Source organism: Candidatus Nanosalina sp. VS9-1 (assembly GCF_047555085.1).
In the GTDB taxonomy this organism is placed as follows: Archaea; Nanohalarchaeota; Nanosalinia; order Nanosalinales; family Nanosalinaceae; genus Nanosalina.
Window position 1 is genome coordinate 175,786 of record NZ_CP180230.1, and the last position, 17,163, is coordinate 192,948.

Consider the following 17,163-nt stretch of genomic DNA (forward strand, 5'->3'; position numbering starts at 1 on the left):
ATTCAAGCAGAATGGCAGAAAATTTTCTCCAGAAAGTCCGTAGCTGGAAAAATTATGTTAGAAAAATATGCCGGGAGCAAGATTTGAACTTGCGAACCCCTGCGGGAACAGATCTTGAGTCTGTCGCCTTTGGCCACTTGGCTATCCCGGCATCGTGTAAAAATTGTTCTGTGCAAGAAATGTTTAAAGTATGTGTTAGAGGCCTTCTGCATCGATGTGGCTGATCTGGTTTTTCAGGGCCTCTGCGGCGAGGTGTCCTTCCTGTACGTCGTGTCCTGTTACGTAGTCTTCCGGTGTTTTTTCTCCGGAGATTATCTTCAGTTCTCTTTCCAGTTCGTGGTATCTGTCTCGGATCTCTCCCATACGTGAATCGATCTCATCTGCTCTCTGTGGTGTGCCGTTTCTGCCGTCGAGAAAGGCCTGTAACTCTCCTGAAAGCAGAAAAAGCTGATCGTCTACGTCTGCTTTCCTGTCACGGGCCTGTTCAACGGCCTCGTCTCTAAGTTCCTTCAGATCGAAAAGTTCTGATGGAAATACTTCCTCTCCAAGAGTGTCGAAAAGTTCTCCGTGATACTCTCCGGCTGCATCGGCATAGTTCGCTGCCTCGACAGTTTTACTGTAGAAAGTTTCGTAGGCCTCTTCCAGTTCATCAAGGTATACTTCCAGTTGTTCCACAAAAAATAGTTGTAGAGAAAATTTTTAGGCCTTTTTACTAGAAAGTACGGCTCTGACGCAGCTGTGTCTTCTGCGGATCAGGATCCTCGATACTGTACGCATCGTCTTTCACATCAGCGTATTTCCCGCATTCAGGACATCTGATGTATCCCTGGTGATCGCCCTTGATTCTTTTGTTGTATCCGCAGACACACTGGGCCTGAGGGTTCACAGGTTCTACATCCAGATCAATTCTTTCAAGGATAGTCCCCATGGCAAAGTAGTTGAAAAGATTCTCGAATGTATCGGGATCACAGATATTCCTGTTCACTTTGATATGTGCATGCCCGTTCGTGGATACACGTGACAGATCCTGCATCACGTTAATCAGTACGTTCCCAAGTTTCTCCATTCTGGTATCACTTCTCAAGTAGCATAATTTTTCTCCACGGGGTTTTTCTATTTCCTAGATATGTATGTAATGGTTAACAGTCTTTAATAAAGATTATTTTGGCTTTCCATCCCCGGATTTACTGAAAATTCATATGCTCTAAGAAAAAGTTAGAGGCCTGAAAAATAATTTTTAAAGTCTTTAACTCTAAAAAGAACTTTTAGAGGCCTTTATTTGCTTCTGGAAAGATTTTAAGGTTTTTTAATTTAGAGGAGGTGACATCGATATGTATATTGGAGAGGTTTCGGCTTTTCTGAATTGATGTATGAAGCACTGATAGACTGGATTAAAGCAACTTTCAGGTACTTTTTATCCAATAGAAAGTTTTTCAGGTAGCTTTTCCTATATTTTCCCCGGACTGGTATCTGTCCGGATCAGCTGCATAATCCTGGCCGTCGTCGTAGAAATCTTTAGCATCCAGAATCTCTTTTCTGACGTGTTCGGCCTCTTCATCCACTCGATGTATTGCTTCTAACAGGTCCTCGAAGGCTTCGTTTATTTCATCTGCTTTCCTGACACGTAAAGTCCCGGCGCCAGGCCCCATACGATCCTGATTCGCCTGTACATCTGCAAAATATCTTGCTACATCCCTCAGAGAAGCAGTGTTTCCGTATTTCAACTCGTGTATTTTTTCCTGTATACGCTCTACGTTTTGAAGAGTCTGATCCTCTACTTCCGCGCCTCTTTTCTTCAAGGCCTCTCCCTGTTTTATCAGAGTGTTAAGCTGTTCCTTCAAGGTTTTTGCTTTACTCTCTATCTTGTGTATCTCTCCTGTTTTATCACTATCTTCTACTTCTTCAAGGACGCCGACAAGATTTTCAAGTCGTTCCTCCTCCATTCTCAGACGTCCTATCTCTTCTTCAAGCATCTCTATTGCCGGTATGCTGTCCTGTATCTCAACTTCCTCGATATCGTCAATATTTACGAGGATGGTATGCATACGCCGTACATCTGTCTTGAATTTTTCAACTTCTTCGAGAAGTTTATCCGAAGGAAACTCTCCATCACGTTCAATTCTTCCGTTTCCGTACTGGCTATCCATGTCAGGATCAGCATTATATCCCAGCGCCTTACTGGATTGAGCATTCTTCAGAGAATTCTTCATATTAATTATATCCTCGAAAAGAGCACTCTCCTCGTTTTCAACTTCTGTCTCAGTATTGCTTATATCCGAGAGTTTCTGGAACTCATTTTCTTCCCGCTCATAGACCTCCTCTTCAGCTTCTTCAATCTCGGCCTCTATCTCGTTAATCTCCATCTCAAGTTCTTCAACAGCGTTCAAAAACTTTCTCTTATTCTTCAGGATCTGACTGGTATCGATGCTTCCTCCTTCAAACAGATCTGAGAGAATACTTCCTTCCTGATCCTTAACAGACTCTTCCTTAGATTCTATATCCCGAATCTCATCACTAAGACTCACGGGCAGTAATTACAGCTCCTGATTTAAAACGATGAACAGAGGCCTTGATGCATGAAAAATTTCCCCTCCTTCCTGCTGAGAACGTATAGGCCTAGAGATTGAATTTGAAAATTTCAAAAAAGTCTTGTACAAAAATTTTACTGGTATGAGCCGTGATATCGAGGCCTGGATGGAAGATTTCAGAGAGGCCTGGAAGGATAAAGATATTGACAGAGTAATGAGTCTGTTTACAGATGGTGTCGAATACTTCGAGACGCCGTTCCTGAAGTTCGAAAATAGAGAAGAGTTGCGTGAGGAATGGAAAGGTATCAGGGATCAACAGGATATCAATCTCGATTTTGAGGTTTTCAGTTCTGACGGCGATAAGTTTACAGTCAAATGGGATCTGGAGTATACACAGGACGGTGAAAGTTTCACTTCCAGAGGCGTATATCTGATACGGCTGAACTCGGAGAATAACTGCTACAATTTCGTTCAGTATCCTGTAGCAGATGAATAGAAAGATTTTCTAATACCAAGAAAATTTCAGAGAAATTTTAGCGGGGCGTGGATTTGAACCACGGACCTCCGGGTTATGAGCCCGACGAGCACTCCTGACTGCTCCACCCCGCTTTCTCTGTGTACTGTTTTGAGGTAGGAAGATTTTTAACCCCATTCATGTGAAGGCCTCTCTTTTCCGGCCGAAGATATTTTATCTTTTGAGTGCTGTTGTATCCTACATGGATAGATCTGAGGAACTGGTTCCGGCTGATGCAGCTGCAAAATCTGCTGAGATAGAAGTCGTTGACTTCCACGGTATAGTGGAGTCTTTCGAGAACGGAGGCCTTGATGATTTCGATTCAGAGGTCGATACTTTTCTCGAGGAATCTGAACGGGCTGGAAGATCGAGGCCTGTTCTTTACGTGGATGAAGGATTGTACGGTAATGTTTCGCAGGTAGCTGAGGTAGGTGCTGTTAACGGAAATATTCCTGTAAGGCTGCTTCCCAAACAGACGGATCTTTTCGCGATGCTGAACCGTTTCTCGTTCGATGAAGGTGTTAAAGACGTACTTGAAGGTGGAAGAGCTCTTCTGGTGAATCCTGGCGGAGGAACAGGTTATGAAGGTGTTGCCTATCTCCAGGTAGGCGAGGATGTAGCACAGCAGGCCTATGACAGCGCTGTTTCTGATATAGGAGCCAGAGAGTATCTTGAAACTCAGAGAGGAGTTGACGTTATGGATCTTCCTGGTGGAGGCCTTGAGGTACAGGTCGATGAAAGCAGTATAGGAAGGGATTTTGACTACGTTGAGGATGATTCTCTTGTCCTCCAGTTCGGAGATGAAAAAGTTGAACTGGAGTACGACAGGGTCAGGGCTGGAAATCAGGACGAAGTGTACAAGTTCGTCATCGAGTAAGGCCTCTTATTTTTAACATCTCTTATCTTATTTCTTGTTTACAATGACGAAGGTTCTCGGTATCGATGAAGCGGGCAGAGGCCCGGTAGTAGGAAGCATGTTTATCGGAGGATTTCTTGTAGATGAAAAAGATCTCGAGGAACTGGAAGATCTCGGTGTAAAGGATTCGAAGAAACTTTCCGACAAGAAACGTGAAAGATTGAGAGAGGAGATCGAGGATCTTGGAGAAGTCTTCCTGAAGGAGTTCACAGCATCTGATATAGATGACTTGAGAGAGGTCATGAGCTTGAATGAGATAGAATTGAAAGGTTTCGCAGATCTTGTTGACAGGGCGAGGCCTGACAAGGTTTTCATGGATCTTCCGGAGCCGAACGCAGAAAGATTTATCGGAAAAGTCAAGGATCTTATGAATTACACCGGTGATATCGCCTTTGTTGCAGAGCACGGCGCAGATGATACTTTCCCTGTTGTTTCAGCGGCCTCTATAGCTGCTAAAAGCGCAAGAGAAAGCCACGTCGATGAACTGAAGAAGAAGTACGGCTACGACTTCAAGTCCGGTTATCCGCACGATGAGCCGACGATCAACTTCCTGAAGAATCATATCGATGAGTACGGAGAGCTTCCAGAGGAGACAAGACTTTCATGGAGCACCGCTGAACGTATCTTGAAGGAAAGTCAGCAGAACTCTCTCGGAGATTTCTAGAGATAAATTATAACTTGAAAAAGATAGAGGCCTGTTTCTATTTCTATGCCATCAGGAAGTTTCACAGGCTCACGTGTAGTGGTGAGAGACGATGAACACGCAGAGGAAGTACATGATGAACACTACTACGGGAAGTACAACGACGATGTACTGGAGCTTTCGATGGTAGAGGCCTATCACCTGATAGACAGGGATCTTATAGAAGTCGAGAACGATGGTGAGAAGCTTTCAAAGGATGAGGCCTTCGAGCTTTTCACTTCAAAAGATGAAGAATTCTATCACAAGTATCAGGCCTACAGTGATCTACGGGAGAGAGGTTTTATCGTCAAGACAGGTTTCAAGTTTGGAGCGCATTTCCGTGTGTATCCGAGAGGTGTCAATCCGTATCAGGAAGGCCCTAAGAAGCAGAAGCAGCATACTAAATGGGTTGTCCATGCTGTCCCGGAGAACGATACTTTGAGTTTTCAGGAGATGAGCCGTGCGGTACGCCTGGCGAATAATATCCGTGCTACGATGTTGTGGGCGGTAGTAGATAACGAGTCAGGTGTAACTTACTACGAAGTCGATAGACTGACTCCATAGAAAATTTTTTCAGGCCTGGAAGAGATCGATTCTTGACGTTCTGCTGACGTTTTTCCGCATACGTTTTCCTATGATCAGGCCTATGATGAGGCCTGCGAGGTGTGCGGAGCTGGCGAATCCGCCGATCACAGGCAGTGTTGTTCCCATAAGTTTGGATGTCAGGTTCAGTACCTCGATTGCTCCGAAGGCTTTCACAGCTGTCTGAATTTTCATAGGGATAACAAAGTACAGCAGTACTTCTGCCTGTGGATAAAGCATTGCTACTGCGCCTACTGCAGCAACTACTGCTCCTGAGGCTCCGACAGCTGGTGTCATTGTTCCTATGCCTGATGAGAATGCTGCGCCGTGCAGTAAACTGTAAATATTGCTCATCAGGACGTAGGCAAGGCTTGAGATAAGGCCTGTACCGATGTAGAACTTCAGCATCTCTTTGCTTCCTATAGCTTTCTCCAGTATGCTTCCGAAAAAGTAAAACGTTATCATGTTGGCCATCAGGTGGAAAAGGCCTGCGTGAAGAATCATAACGGTCAGCAGACTCCATGGATGGGTAACAAGATACCCGACGGCAGGATTCAGTACAAGATTGTTGAAGTAACCGGGGACTATGAACTGCAGCATGAAAGAGAAAGATGTCAGTGCTATGATCGATAAAGTGTAATTATTTTTTAGCGTGGAAAGAATATCGTTTCCAAGGCCTGTACTTCTGCGATTCCTGTGAACTTCCTTTTTCACGTCCTGAGACTCGAATTTTTCATCGAACCATTTCTCATCAGAGGCCTCTTCTTTTTCCTCTCCCTTGTTCAGGTACTCCTCTTTCTTCCCTGAGTCAAGGCCTTCACAGTCGTGATTCTCCGGTAGACGGTGCTCCGAACAGAACTTTTCCCCGCAGTAATGGCAGGTAAAGCTCATAGTCTGCTTGCCGCATTCGGAGCACTCGGCCATACAGAAGAACTACTCACGTATCTTTTTATCAATCTTCATACATCAGATCTCCAGTTATTCCCGACATATCTCCGTCGAAACTTTCATGCCACATCTCCGCATATCCCTCCGGATCAAAGAACTGGCTCCGGCTATCATAAGTCTCGGAATAGGCCTGTGCGTACTCCGCAGCATCCTCCATGCTCGGGAAAAGATGCTCAACAGATCTTGCGATACTCATAACATCTTCATCGTACCGCATGTCAACAAGGCCTTGCTCTATACTTTCTATCTCATCCTGGATAGACATAAAGAAAAATTTAGGCAGGCCTAAATTAAAAAGTAAAAGGTGTGATCAGGCCAGATAACTGGCCAGATCCTCTACATTGACTCTTTCCTGTTCCGTCGAGTCACGATCCCGTACTGTAACTTTCCCATCGTCTTCCAGAGTCTCGTAATCTATAGTGACACAGAAAGGTGTTCCGACTTCGTCCTGCCTCCTGTAACGTTTTCCGATGTTTCCGGTATCGTCGTACTTGACAGCGAAGCCCTCACTTCTCAGTTTGTCCGCTACGTCACGTGCTTTCTCGCCGAGGCCTTCCTTGTCCATCAACGGGAAGACAGCGACTTCAGTAGGAGCTGCTTTCTCGCTCAATCGCAGGACGGTCCTCTCTTCGTCGTCTACTTCGTCTTCATCGTACGCATGGACAAGCAAAGTGTAGACTGTCCTGTCGACACCGAATGAAGGCTCTGCGACGTGAGGAACTACGTGTTCTCCTGTCTCAGTAACTTCCTCAACTTTGAAGTTGCATTTCTCGACGGGAACGGAGTACGTCTCATCCTCGATCTCAACGAAGATCTTGTCGGCCTCAAAGGCCTCTGGCTCCTCCTCGGCGATTCTTTCCAGTTCCTGTTTTATTTCGCCTGCTTTATCGCCGAACTCCGGGCCGAGGAATCCCATGTCTGGATTGACAGTATTTTTCTCAACTGTCTTCGGCTCATCGTACTCCTTGAAGATCTGGAAGTCTTTCTCGTCTCCGGAGTGATCCCTGTGTTTCGTCAAGTCGTAGCATCCTCTGTAGGCGAATCCTGCGATCTCAAGCCAGTCCTCTTCACTTGATCCGACATCGGACTCTGCGTCCCAGCAATCAGTCGCGTAGTGAGCTCTTTCTCCTTCCTGGTGCTGTCTGAAGCGGAAACGATCCATGTCAACTCCGATCCTCTCGTACCATTTCTTGGCGATACCGAGATAGTAAGCCACCCAGTCAACTTCTACAATATTCTCCTCAACGGCCTCTTCAACAGTCGCATAGATATATTCTCCGTCGTCTTTCTCCTGCTCGCTGACAGGATAAAGCTTCAACTCCACATCCTTCACTCTATCCAGATTCGGCTCATTTTCTTCAGGATCCACAAAGTGCTCAAGCTCGGCCTGAGTGAATTCACGAGTCCTGACAAGGCCTTTACGTGGACTTATCTCGTTCCTGTACGCTTTTCCGATCTGAGTGATTCCGAAAGGTAACTGGCCTCTCATGTAATCCTTCAATCTTGGGAACTCGACGAATATTCCCTGAGCTGTTTCAGGCCTCAAGTATCCTGTCTGTCCTGAGCCAGGGCCTATACTTGTTTCGAACATCAAGTTGAAGTCCTCGACTTCCACATCTGAAAGATTCTCGCCACAGCTAGGACAGATAAGATCATGCTCCTTGATCAAGGCCTCTATCTGATCAGTATCGAATCCTTCCGCCTCCTCGATATCAGTGTTGCCCTCTACAAGATGATCAGCTCGCGTAGAAGTTCCACACTCCGGGCATTCAATTATCATGTCGTCGAAGCCGTCCAAGTGTCCTGAGGCCTCAAATACAGGCTCCGGCATAACTGTCGGGGCCTCTATCTCTCTGTGTCCCAGCGCCCGTGAAAATGTTTCTCTCCAGCTATTTTCGATTTTTCTCTTCAACTCGGCGCCTTCAGGTCCGTAAGTCTGGAAGCCGGAAACGCCGCCGTAGGCCTCACTGCTCTGGAAGAAAAATCCTCTTCTCTTCGACAGTTCGGCAACTTTCTCACTTAAATTCTTCATAGAGAAACACCGTCACTGGAAATTTTTATAGCAGAAACTCTAGAAGGTTTTAAAATCCGAAACTCACAGAGTTTCTGGTTGTAAGAAACTTCACAGAAGTTTCGGGCGAAGCATTCATTGCTTCTGTTTGACACAGGCTCGTGTTCGAACCTGCGTAAATCCAAAACGTCCACCCTTGGTTGACATAAAAAACTCCTCTAAAGGCCTCTTCGCCTCGAATTTTTTTATAGCTGTCCTCTGGAACTCAAAGAGTTAAAAACGACCACAGGTAATACATCGTAATATAGTGGTGCCGGGATGAAAAGTATTGAAGACGCTGATCTAGAGTCAACGAATGTGCTTCTGAGAACTGATCTGAATCTTCCTGTGGAGGACGGTGAACCGAGGAAGACTGTCAGATTCGAGAGATATCTTGAAACAATCGAGAAACTGAGCGGTGAGGGAGCACGTACTGTTGTGATGGCGCATCAGGGAAGGCCTGCGAGAAACGATTTCACCTCGCTGGAGAAACATTCCGAGATGATTGCAGAGGAGCTAGGCCAGGAAGTGAACTTTGTACAGACTTTTTTCGGGCCTCAACTGGGAGATGCAGTGGCCTCGATGCAGGACGGCGATGTAACAGTTCTTGAGAACATCCGTTTCCTGTCAGAGGAGCTTCAGAACGCTTCTCCGCAGAGGCATTCGCATGATTACTTCGTCCAGAATCTGGCACCGTACTTCGATTTATACGTCGATGATGCATTCTCCGCCGCACATCGTTCACATGCATCCATGGTAGGATTCACAGAACTCCTTGACTCGTACGCAGGACCTGTGATGCAGAAGGAGATGGAGAGCTGCAGCAAGGTCAGAAAAGAGTTCGAAAGCGGCGTACTCGTACTTGGAGGGGAGAAGCCTTCCGATATAATCGGAATGATGGAACACATGATTGAAGAAGTGGAAAAAGTTCTTCTCGGCGGCATACCTGGCGAACTGGCTCTGAAGATCAGAGGCCTTGGATCCGGGAAGAAGAACGACTGGATAGAGAAAAACAGCTTCGATGCCAGCGCCGACGAACTCGAGGCCCTGATGGACAGATACGGAGAAAAAATAATTTTCCCTGAAGATTTGAGAACAGATAAAGGAGATTTTGACGCCGAAAAAGTTCCCGACGACGAGATGACATGGGATATAGGGGAGAGAACAGCGGAAAGATACGCTGAAATAATCAGAGAAGCCGATGCAGCTGTCATGAAAGGCCCTATGGGAGCCTTCGAGGATTATCCAGACGGCTCTGAGAAAATTGTGGAGGCCTTGGCGGATTCAGAAGGCTTCACTGTCCTTGGAGGAGGCCACACTTCTTCACTCGTCCAGAGATTCGGATACGGTATTGAAGATTTTTCACATGTCTCTATAGCAGGAGGAGCTTTCGTACGCTACATGAGCGGGGAGAAACTGGCCGCAATTCAGGCACTCGAATGATTGAAGGATTTTTGAAGTATAGGCCTAAATTTTTCCTATGAAGATATACAAGAGAGGAGAAGGAGAGCCGGAGATAACAGTTGTCGGCTCCGTACACGGAGATGAACCAGCAGGAAGAGACGCTATAGAAAACTTTCTGGATGAAAACCACGAATTTCTGAGGCCTGTACAGTTCATCATAGCGAACGAAGAGGCCCTGGAAAAAGATGTCAGATTTCTGGATACCGACCTGAACAGGGTTTTTCCCGGCGACTCTGAAAGCGAAAGCCATGAGGAACGTCTGGCTTCGGAAATCATGAGTGCTATAGAAGGCACAAAAGTTCTTGATCTGCATACCACTAGATCCTATCCCCAGCCGTTTGCAACATTCACGGATCTGAATGATACCACAAGACATATGCTGGCGGGATCAGGTGTCAAAAATGCCGTTCACTTTCCTGAACAGTCCGGAACTCTTCACGAACAGGTCGATGGCATAGTAGTGGAGACAGGACATCAGGGAACACCGCAGGCCCGCAGAAACGCTGAAGGAGTCATCAAGAACTTCCTTGCAGCACAGGATGTACTGGATATCGACTTCGAGGAATCAGATCCGGTGATATTCCGGTACTACGAAACTGTCGAAGGCGACTGGCAGTTCCTGGCGGACAACTTCAAGAAAGTCGAGAAAGGCGAAGTATTCGCTGAAAGAGACGGAGAAAAACTCGAGGCCTCTGAAAGCTTTTATCCCGTACTGATGTCCACAGACGGATACGAAGGCATGCTCGGATTCAAGGCCAGAAAGCTAGAGTAGAATGCGAAAACGTTTAAACAGTTCAAGACAAAAAATCTGCTATGGCTCAGAAAGGTGGACGTGTTTGGAAGTTTTTCCGTTAATTCTATGAGCCATAGCTTTCTCCGCATATCTTCAGTGAAAAATTTCTCCTGGTAAACGTAATTTATTCGCTATTTCTGTATTTCAACGCCATTTTTTATCTGAAAAAAGCTTCAGCTATGCTCTATGCTATGTTAAAGGCCTCTGAAGGTTATTTAAGGTTTGATGCGTATTCTATGTCTGTGGTTCACATGACAGAAGATTCTAATTCGGGTGGACGTGTTTGGAACTTTGCAGCTGAATCTGCATGAAAATCCAGAACTACTAGACGACGATTCTCTTGACAGACTTGTTGAAGTTGCTCAATCCGCATTTAACAAAGAAGGACAGCCTGAGAGGGAGGATGTTGTAGAACATATAGTTCCCTCAAGCACATTTATCACTGCTGAGGCAGATGGAGATATAATAGGCTTCTCATCAACTGACAGAGTTGCTGATACTGCTTATGCAGTAGGCCTTGCTGTTCACAGCGATTACCAGAATCAGGGAATCGGTAAGCTGGCAAGAACGTATGGTGTGCTACAGGAGATGGGAGATGAAGATATTGTCTCTACCAGGACGCAGAATCCTGCTGTTCTTGGATATATGCAGGAGCTTTTCAATGCCTATCCGCGTCAAGATGAAAAAGCTCCGGAAAATGTTGGAGAGGCTCTCGAGAAGGTGGCGAGAGCTCTTGATCCGGATGCAGATTTTGAGGATGGGGTTATGAAAGAGGCCTATCCTGAGGCGATGTACGATGAGATACCGGATCACAGGCTGAAGGAGTTCACTGATGAGCTGCTTGAATACGAGAACGGGGATGCTGTGATCGCTGCCGGAGAAGTCTCCAGGCAGGATGTAGAAGAGGCCTATGAAAGCATGGTCGATGATCGTTCGTACGATGTCGAGGTGGTGAGGTAGGTTCATGAGAAAGATTCAAAACAGCTGTCAAGGAATTTCTTCAACAGGTGGAAAATTTTAATGCCAGATATTGATCCGTGGGGCGACGTTGAGATAGGAGATTACAGCGACAAGATGGAAAAATTCGGTATAGATCCGATAAGTGATGTGGAGGATCGTCTCCCGGATAACCTTCTCGTTCGTAGAGGTATAATCTTCGGGCACAGAGGCCTGAAGGAGTTCCTGGATGCGAAAGAGGACGGCGAAGAGTTTGCGATGATGACAGGTATCATGCCGTCAGGAGTCTTCCATTTCGGCCACAAGACTGTCGTCGATCAGATCCTGATGTACCAGGAGATGGGAGCCGAGATAACAGTCACAGCAGCTGATATAGAGGCCTACAACACGAGAGATATGAGCCTTGAAAAGTCCCGGGAGCTTGTTATCGAGGAGTACCTGAAAAACTATGTTGCTCTGGGCCTTGACCTGGATAAAGTTGATTTTTATTTCCAGAGTGAGGGAGGAAACGATTACCATCTGAAAAGCAAGCAGTTCGCGAAACATCTCACGCAGAACGAGGTGGAGGCGACTTACGGCAGCGCAGCGCCTGGAAAGATCACTTCGGCGTTGACACAGTACGCTGATATACTGAGGCCTCAGTTCGATTCCCCGAAGCCGACTGTCGTCCCTGTCGGCGTCGATCAGGATCCTCACATCCGTTTGACAAGAGAGGTCGCTCGAAAGTACCGTGATGCGGATTTCTACAAGCCTTCAAGTACATACAACAAGTTCATGAGAGGCCTCCAGGGCGGAAAAATGAGCAGCAGCGATCCGAAAAGCTACATCGCATTGACAGATGATATAAAGGATGCTAAAAAGAAGATCGATCAGGCGAAGACCGGAGGACGCGACACACTGGAGGAACACAGGGAGAAAGGTGCGAAAATCGAGGAAGATATGGTATTCGAGCTTCTGGCCTTCCACCTGATTGAAGACGACGATGAACTCGCAAGGATCAAAAGAGAGTACTCCAGCGGTGAGATGCTGTCCGGAGAACTGAAACAGATAGCTAAGGATAGACTTGAGGAGTTCCTGACGGAGCACCAGAGGAAACGTGAAGAGGCCTCTGAAAAAGTCGAACAGTTCGTCCGCGAAAACACCTGAAAATTCTTTAACAGGCCTCCACAAAAACCTGTATTATGTTGCAGGAGCTTTTCCTCCTTGAAGAGGAGCGGCGAAGTCCCGGCATGCTTTTTGTCCTGGGAGCAGTAGCAGTTTTCACAGGCTTTATAGCAGCTTCAACGTTTTTCCCTTCAAGGATAGCCTTCGTATCGGTCATCTTTGCTGCTGTACCCCTGATTTTCTCGCTTACACAGGAGTTCATGGATGATGAACAGGAAGGCCTCCCGCATATACCGGAGCTGAAGATGTATTTCTCGATCTTTGCAGGACAGGCCTCGGCCTTTTTCCTGATCTCGCTTTTCACAGAGGCCTCTTTCACAGCTCAGAGGACTGTTCTAGGTCTTTCAGGTGCAGCAGCTTCGAACGCAGGCCTTGAAACAATTTTACTGAACAATCTGGGTGTTTTCGCTGCGGCGCTTTTCCTGGCACTTGTGATAGGTTCTGCAGGAGCCTTTGTACTTACATGGAATGCTTCAGTCCTTGGCATCTTCCTGGCTGAAGTTTTCAGCACTGATCCGTTCCTGGCACTGGCCTATGTTCCGCATGCATCGCTTGAGATGCTTGGATTCATCACTGCAGGAGTCGCAGGGACTCTGATCTCCGCAGCAGTCTACAGGAAGCATTTTGACAGGGATACATGGATCGACTACGTGAAACTTGTCGCTCTAGGCCTCGTGTTGATACTTGTAGCAGCTGTCGTGGAGACGGCTTAAGTATAAAATATTTGATCGCGTCAACTTTCTGCGTGAAACTTTCGAAACAGGCCCTGGAAATTCTCGAGCAGTTAAAACAGAAAAACGGAGAATCAACTGTAACAGAACTTGAAAAAGAAGGATTCGACCAGTCGATGGTGAACAGGGCCTCTCTGGAGCTTGAACAGGAAGGCCTCGCAGAAGTAGATGAGGAAACAGATGAATACTACGTTCTCACGGATACAGGTAAAGAGGTAGAGGAGAAAGGTTCACCGGAGTACAGGCTTGTCGAAAGAGTAAGATCCGGTGATACACATATGTCAGATCTCCAGGATCTGGATCTCGATGTAGCGCTTGGAAAGGCCCGTGAACGCTCGTGGATCAAGATAGATTCAGGGGAAGTCGAACTTGTCGAAGACGTCGAACAAGATCCTGTCAGAGAGAAACTTGAGGAGAAAGATTTCACCGATGAACATCTGGATAGAGGCCTCGTCGAGATCAGAGAGTCAACAGTCAGGAAGATCAGGCTTACAGAAAAAGGAGAAGACGTCGAGACAGAGAAAATCGAGGAAGATTTCAACGTTGAAGCGGAAGTTGAGACACCGCGAATAGGTAAAAAACACTTCTACAAGGAAATCCTCGACTTCGCACAGGAAAAATTCGTGGAAATGGGCTTCCAGGAAATGACAGGAGACTTCATAGTACCAAGCTTCCTCAACTTCGACGCACTCTACACCGCACAGGACCACCCGGCCAGAGACCTCCACGACACATTCTTCATGAAGACACCTGAGAAAACAGACCTTTCGGAGTACGGAGAAAAAGTACAGCACGTCAAAGAAACACACGAAGACGGCTGGACTACAGGATCCAAGGGCTGGGGCTACGACTGGAGCGAACAAGAGGCCTCAAGAAATGTACTCAGAACACATACCACTGCAGTCAGCGCAAGAAGACTGCACGAAATCGATATTAACGAAGAAGAACTGCCTAAAAAATTCTTCATCATAGGTAGAAACTTCAGAAACGAAACAGTAGACAGAACACACCTTCCAGGATTCATACAGCTGGACGGGATCGTGGTAGGCAAGAACCTGAACTACAGAAACCTCAAAGGATACCTCAGCGAATTCTTCGAAAAAATGGGATACGAAGAGTTCCGATTAATCCCTTCATACTATCCTTACACAGAAATGAGCACAGAAGTACAGGTATACGACGAGGAAGACGAAGAATGGCTAGGAATGGGAGGCGCAGGCCTCTTCAGACCGGAAGTAGTCAAGCCAATGCTAGGATTCGAAGCAACAGTACTTGCATGGGGACTAGGCCTCGGAAGAGTAGCAATGAAAGCAGCAGAAATCGAAGACATCAGAGAACTTTACAGAAACGACATAGAAATACTTGAGGAAACTCCAAAATGGAGGCCTCACAACGGAGGAGAACAATAAATGGCCAACTTGGAGATAGATAAAAGAGAATTCGACGAACTTGTAGGAGAAAGCATCGACAACCAGAAAATGATAGAAGAAGGCTCAATGCTGGGAGCACACTGGCACCGCATCGAAGGAAACGTATGCGAAGTAGAAACATACCCGAACAGGCCAGACCTCCTATCAGTAGAGGGCCTCGCAAGAGCATACCGAGGATTCTTCGACATAAAAACAGGAAGAGAAGAATACAACGTAAAGAAAGGAGACCTAAAAGTAGAAGTCGATGACTCGGTGGAAAATGTAAGGCCTCACATCGGAGGAGCAGTAGTCAGAGGCCTAGAGCTTTCAAAAAAGAAGATTAACGGCCTGATCCAGCTACAGGAAAAAATGCACGAAACAATGGGCCGCAGAAGAGACAAGCTGGCGATAGGCCTTCACGACCTTTCCACAGTAGAAGCACCGTTCACATACAAAGCTGTAGAACCAGAAAAAGTCTCATTCAAACCGCTGGAATACGATAAACACATGCAGCTCGGAGAAATCCTGGATGAACACGAAAAAGGCCAGAAATACGCATGGATACTGGAATACGAGGACAGATACCCTATAATCGAAGACTCAGAAGGAAAAGTACTCAGCTTCCCACCTATCATCAACAACCAGCTAACGGAAGTAGACTCCGAAACAACCGATATCTTCATCGATGTCACAGGAAAACACAGAGAAACAGTAATGAAGGCCCTCAACATCCTCACAACAGCACTATCAGAAAGAGGAGGCCAGATAGAATCAGTAACAGTCGACGGAGAAAAAATGCCAGACCTAACACCGGAAGAAATGGCGCTGGATATCGAATACTTCAAAGACATCTCGGGCCTCGATCTAGAAACAGAAGAAATCGTCAAAAGACTGGAAATGATGAAGCACGAGGCCAAAAAGAAAGGAGACAAGATCAAAGTCAAGATTCCGGCCTACAGAAACGACATAATCCACCAGTACGACCTGATCGAAGAAGTTGTGATCGCACACAGATACGACAACATCGAACCGGAAGTTCCTGACGTCGACCAAATGGCCTCAGTGAAACCGCTACAAGACTTCACAGACAGAATAAGAGATGTAATGACTGGAGCTGGCGCCCTCGAAGCAAATACATTCTACCTCTCCAGCAAGGAAAAAATCTTCGAAATGATGGAGATAGAGGAAAATGAAGTAGCAGAAGTAGCCAACGCATCAGGTGAGGAACAGGAAGTAGTCAGAAACTGGCTTCTCCCATCGCTGTTCCAGACACTTCACGACAACCGACATCACAGCTACCCACAGACATTCTTCGAAGTATCGGATGTGGTAGAACTTGAAAACTCAAATGTCGGCGCTTCCAACCAGAAAAAACTGGCATACATCACAATAGGAAACGAAAAAGACTACACCGATGCAAGAGCAATTCTACAGGTACTTGAAAGAGATCTAGGCCTCGAATTCGATATACAGGAAAAGTACCGGAGCTGCTTCAAGGAATCAAGATCCGCAGCAGTCTACTTCAAAGACAAGAGAGTAGGAATCATAGGAGAGTTCTCGGAACAAGTCATTGAAAACTGGGAGCTTAGCTATCCTGTTTCTGGATTGGAATTGGATGTAGAGAAAGTGCTTGAACTGAAAGAGTAAAGAAAAAATTTTGTGAGAGGCCTTTTCGGGCCTCTGTTTCTAGTTTTCGACTTCGCTTTCTGTAGGGATGATCAGCCATGCTACAAGGTATGCAAGCAGGCCTGTTCCCAGTCCGAAGAATAGTGCGACTGCTACAAGTCTGACTAGCGTAGGATCTAGATCGTAGACTTCTGCGATTCCTCCGCAGACTCCTCCAAGGATTCTGTCGCTTTCGGAGCGGTAAAGTCGTTTAGCCATTTTTTATCTCACTTCGCTTTCGACGCTGCTCTGGTATTCGTGAAGTTCGTCTTCAGAGAACCAGATGCCTACTTCTTTCTCGGCTTCTTCAGCTGTTGCTGAAGCGTGGATGATGTTTCTGTAGAGGCCTCCGGATTCGTCTGCGTGATCCATGGACATGTGTGCGTACTGTCCTCTGATCGTTGCAGGGTGAGCGTCTTTGGCGTCTGTATCTCCGATTATTTTCCTCATGTTTTCTACTGCGTGAACTCCTTCGACTACCATTGCCACGATCGGTCCTTCCTTCATGTACTCTGCAAGGCCTTCGTAGAAAGGTTTATCGACGTGTTCCTCGTAGTGCTGTTCAAGTAGCTGGTCTGTAGCCTGGACCATCTTCAGTCCCATGATCTTGAGGCCTGTATCCTCGATCTGGGAGATGATCTCTCCTGTGATACCTCTTTTGACGGCATCAGGTTTCAAAGCTACAAAAGTCCGTTCAACGTATTCTGACATTATTTAATACACCTTGTACTTCAGTTATGCAGGAAATTTTTTAAGAAAA

At 46.3% G+C, this 17,163-nt stretch carries 19 protein-coding genes and 2 tRNA genes; 11 read left to right on the plus strand and 10 right to left on the minus strand.

The genetic code is table 11. The features are described 5' to 3' along the window. Window positions 1–68: 68 nt before the first annotated feature. The 4 genes from ACK3SF_RS01040 to ACK3SF_RS01055 form a co-directional block, all read right to left on the minus strand. A tRNA-Leu gene (locus tag ACK3SF_RS01040) sits at window positions 69–151 on the minus strand. A 44-nt stretch (window positions 152–195) separates the two neighbouring features. Further along, the gene (locus ACK3SF_RS01045) at window positions 196–675 is read right to left on the minus strand and encodes a hypothetical protein (protein ID WP_414837969.1); all 480 of its coding nucleotides are present in this window, start codon (window positions 673–675) and stop codon (window positions 196–198) included. A 37-nt stretch (window positions 676–712) separates the two neighbouring features. Beyond that, entirely contained in the window at window positions 713–1,066 is a 354-nt protein-coding gene (locus ACK3SF_RS01050) for a hydrogenase/urease maturation nickel metallochaperone HypA (protein WP_414837970.1), read from the minus strand. Window positions 1,067–1,433: 367 nt separating this feature from the next. Then, on the minus strand, window positions 1,434–2,525 hold the full coding sequence (locus ACK3SF_RS01055) for a hypothetical protein (RefSeq protein WP_414837971.1): 1,092 nt from the start codon (window positions 2,523–2,525) through the stop codon (window positions 1,434–1,436). A 145-nt stretch (window positions 2,526–2,670) separates the two neighbouring features. Between ACK3SF_RS01055 and ACK3SF_RS01060 the strand changes: the two genes are divergently transcribed. After that, on the plus strand, window positions 2,671–3,024 hold the full coding sequence (locus ACK3SF_RS01060) for a YybH family protein (RefSeq protein ID WP_414837972.1): 354 nt from the start codon (window positions 2,671–2,673) through the stop codon (window positions 3,022–3,024). A 38-nt stretch (window positions 3,025–3,062) separates the two neighbouring features. On the opposite strand, the gene ACK3SF_RS01065 is transcribed toward ACK3SF_RS01060, so the two are convergent. After that, window positions 3,063–3,137 (minus strand) — tRNA-Met (locus tag ACK3SF_RS01065). Window positions 3,138–3,244: 107 nt separating this feature from the next. Here ACK3SF_RS01065 and ACK3SF_RS01070 point away from each other — a divergent pair. From ACK3SF_RS01070 to endA, 3 genes are read left to right on the plus strand one after another with little or no spacing between them, the layout of a single operon-like run. Continuing rightward, window positions 3,245–3,919 carry a hypothetical protein gene (locus ACK3SF_RS01070; RefSeq protein ID WP_414837973.1) on the plus strand — a complete coding sequence of 225 codons (675 nt, stop codon included), beginning with the start codon at window positions 3,245–3,247 and terminating at the stop codon, window positions 3,917–3,919. Between the two features lie 43 nt (window positions 3,920–3,962). Continuing rightward, the gene (gene rnhB, locus ACK3SF_RS01075; RefSeq protein ID WP_414837974.1) at window positions 3,963–4,622 is read left to right on the plus strand and encodes a ribonuclease HII; all 660 of its coding nucleotides are present in this window, start codon (window positions 3,963–3,965) and stop codon (window positions 4,620–4,622) included. A 45-nt stretch (window positions 4,623–4,667) separates the two neighbouring features. Continuing rightward, a complete protein-coding gene (gene endA / locus ACK3SF_RS01080; RefSeq protein WP_414837975.1) occupies window positions 4,668–5,204 on the plus strand; it encodes a tRNA-intron lyase in 537 nt (178 codons plus the stop codon). A gap of 9 nt (window positions 5,205–5,213) precedes the next feature. Here the strand turns inward: endA and ACK3SF_RS01085 are convergent, their stop codons facing one another. Genes ACK3SF_RS01085 through glyS form a run of 3 tightly spaced genes read right to left on the minus strand, consistent with a single transcriptional unit; the run spans window position 5,214 to window position 8,202 of the window. Further along, window positions 5,214–6,146, minus strand: a complete 933-nt coding sequence (locus tag ACK3SF_RS01085; protein ID WP_414837976.1) for a rhomboid family intramembrane serine protease — start codon at window positions 6,144–6,146, stop codon at window positions 5,214–5,216. A 28-nt stretch (window positions 6,147–6,174) separates the two neighbouring features. Then, window positions 6,175–6,435 carry a hypothetical protein gene (locus tag ACK3SF_RS01090; RefSeq protein ID WP_414837977.1) on the minus strand — a complete coding sequence of 87 codons (261 nt, stop codon included), beginning with the start codon at window positions 6,433–6,435 and terminating at the stop codon, window positions 6,175–6,177. A gap of 45 nt (window positions 6,436–6,480) precedes the next feature. Next, entirely contained in the window at window positions 6,481–8,202 is a 1,722-nt protein-coding gene (gene glyS, locus ACK3SF_RS01095) for a glycine--tRNA ligase (protein ID WP_414837978.1), read from the minus strand. A 297-nt stretch (window positions 8,203–8,499) separates the two neighbouring features. Here glyS and ACK3SF_RS01100 point away from each other — a divergent pair, with 297 nt between their 5' ends. The 7 genes from ACK3SF_RS01100 to pheT all read left to right on the plus strand — a co-directional run bounded on the left by ACK3SF_RS01100 (window position 8,500) and on the right by pheT (window position 16,385). After that, a complete protein-coding gene (locus ACK3SF_RS01100; RefSeq protein ID WP_414837979.1) occupies window positions 8,500–9,663 on the plus strand; it encodes a phosphoglycerate kinase in 1,164 nt (387 codons plus the stop codon). A gap of 37 nt (window positions 9,664–9,700) precedes the next feature. Then, window positions 9,701–10,456, plus strand: coding sequence for a succinylglutamate desuccinylase/aspartoacylase family protein (locus ACK3SF_RS01105; protein WP_414837980.1), 756 nt, complete (start codon window positions 9,701–9,703; stop codon window positions 10,454–10,456). A gap of 312 nt (window positions 10,457–10,768) precedes the next feature. Then, complete coding sequence (locus tag ACK3SF_RS01110; RefSeq protein WP_414837981.1) at window positions 10,769–11,437, plus strand: GNAT family N-acetyltransferase; 669 nt, start codon at window positions 10,769–10,771, stop codon at window positions 11,435–11,437. A gap of 60 nt (window positions 11,438–11,497) precedes the next feature. Further along, on the plus strand, window positions 11,498–12,580 hold the full coding sequence (gene trpS, locus ACK3SF_RS01115; protein ID WP_414837982.1) for a tryptophan--tRNA ligase: 1,083 nt from the start codon (window positions 11,498–11,500) through the stop codon (window positions 12,578–12,580). Window positions 12,581–12,615: 35 nt separating this feature from the next. Beyond that, window positions 12,616–13,311, plus strand: a complete 696-nt coding sequence (locus ACK3SF_RS01120) for a stage II sporulation protein M (RefSeq protein WP_414837983.1) — start codon at window positions 12,616–12,618, stop codon at window positions 13,309–13,311. Window positions 13,312–13,343: 32 nt separating this feature from the next. Continuing rightward, window positions 13,344–14,738, plus strand: coding sequence for a phenylalanine--tRNA ligase subunit alpha (locus tag ACK3SF_RS01125; protein WP_414837984.1), 1,395 nt, complete (start codon window positions 13,344–13,346; stop codon window positions 14,736–14,738). Beyond that, window positions 14,739–16,385: a phenylalanine--tRNA ligase subunit beta gene (pheT, locus tag ACK3SF_RS01130; protein WP_414837985.1), complete on the plus strand. Its 1,647-nt coding sequence runs from the start codon at window positions 14,739–14,741 to the stop codon at window positions 16,383–16,385. A gap of 39 nt (window positions 16,386–16,424) precedes the next feature. Here pheT and ACK3SF_RS01135 read toward each other — a convergent pair whose 3' ends face one another. Next, complete coding sequence (locus ACK3SF_RS01135) at window positions 16,425–16,622, minus strand: PspC domain-containing protein (protein ID WP_414837986.1); 198 nt, start codon at window positions 16,620–16,622, stop codon at window positions 16,425–16,427. Window positions 16,623–16,625: 3 nt separating this feature from the next. After that, on the minus strand, window positions 16,626–17,114 hold the full coding sequence (gene ndk, locus ACK3SF_RS01140) for a nucleoside-diphosphate kinase (protein WP_414837987.1): 489 nt from the start codon (window positions 17,112–17,114) through the stop codon (window positions 16,626–16,628). Between the last annotated feature and the right edge of the window lie 49 nt (window positions 17,115–17,163).

Coding starts and splice junctions, on each gene's coding strand:
- ACK3SF_RS01100 (WP_414837979.1), top strand. CDS start 8,500: ATGAAAAGTATTGAAGACGCTGATCTAGAGTCAACGAATGTGCTTCTG.
- ACK3SF_RS01120 (WP_414837983.1), top strand. CDS start 12,616: ATGTTGCAGGAGCTTTTCCTCCTTGAAGAGGAGCGGCGAAGTCCCGGC.
- ACK3SF_RS01090 (WP_414837977.1), bottom strand. CDS start 6,435: ATGTCTATCCAGGATGAGATAGAAAGTATAGAGCAAGGCCTTGTTGAC.
- ACK3SF_RS01070 (WP_414837973.1), top strand. CDS start 3,245: ATGGATAGATCTGAGGAACTGGTTCCGGCTGATGCAGCTGCAAAATCT.
- rnhB (WP_414837974.1), top strand. CDS start 3,963: ATGACGAAGGTTCTCGGTATCGATGAAGCGGGCAGAGGCCCGGTAGTA.
- ACK3SF_RS01060 (WP_414837972.1), top strand. CDS start 2,671: ATGAGCCGTGATATCGAGGCCTGGATGGAAGATTTCAGAGAGGCCTGG.
- ACK3SF_RS01050 (WP_414837970.1), bottom strand. CDS start 1,066: ATGGAGAAACTTGGGAACGTACTGATTAACGTGATGCAGGATCTGTCA.
- glyS (WP_414837978.1), bottom strand. CDS start 8,202: ATGAAGAATTTAAGTGAGAAAGTTGCCGAACTGTCGAAGAGAAGAGGA.
- ndk (WP_414837987.1), bottom strand. CDS start 17,114: ATGTCAGAATACGTTGAACGGACTTTTGTAGCTTTGAAACCTGATGCC.
- endA (WP_414837975.1), top strand. CDS start 4,668: ATGCCATCAGGAAGTTTCACAGGCTCACGTGTAGTGGTGAGAGACGAT.
- trpS (WP_414837982.1), top strand. CDS start 11,498: ATGCCAGATATTGATCCGTGGGGCGACGTTGAGATAGGAGATTACAGC.
- ACK3SF_RS01105 (WP_414837980.1), top strand. CDS start 9,701: ATGAAGATATACAAGAGAGGAGAAGGAGAGCCGGAGATAACAGTTGTC.
- ACK3SF_RS01085 (WP_414837976.1), bottom strand. CDS start 6,146: ATGGCCGAGTGCTCCGAATGCGGCAAGCAGACTATGAGCTTTACCTGC.
- ACK3SF_RS01135 (WP_414837986.1), bottom strand. CDS start 16,622: ATGGCTAAACGACTTTACCGCTCCGAAAGCGACAGAATCCTTGGAGGA.
- pheT (WP_414837985.1), top strand. CDS start 14,739: ATGGCCAACTTGGAGATAGATAAAAGAGAATTCGACGAACTTGTAGGA.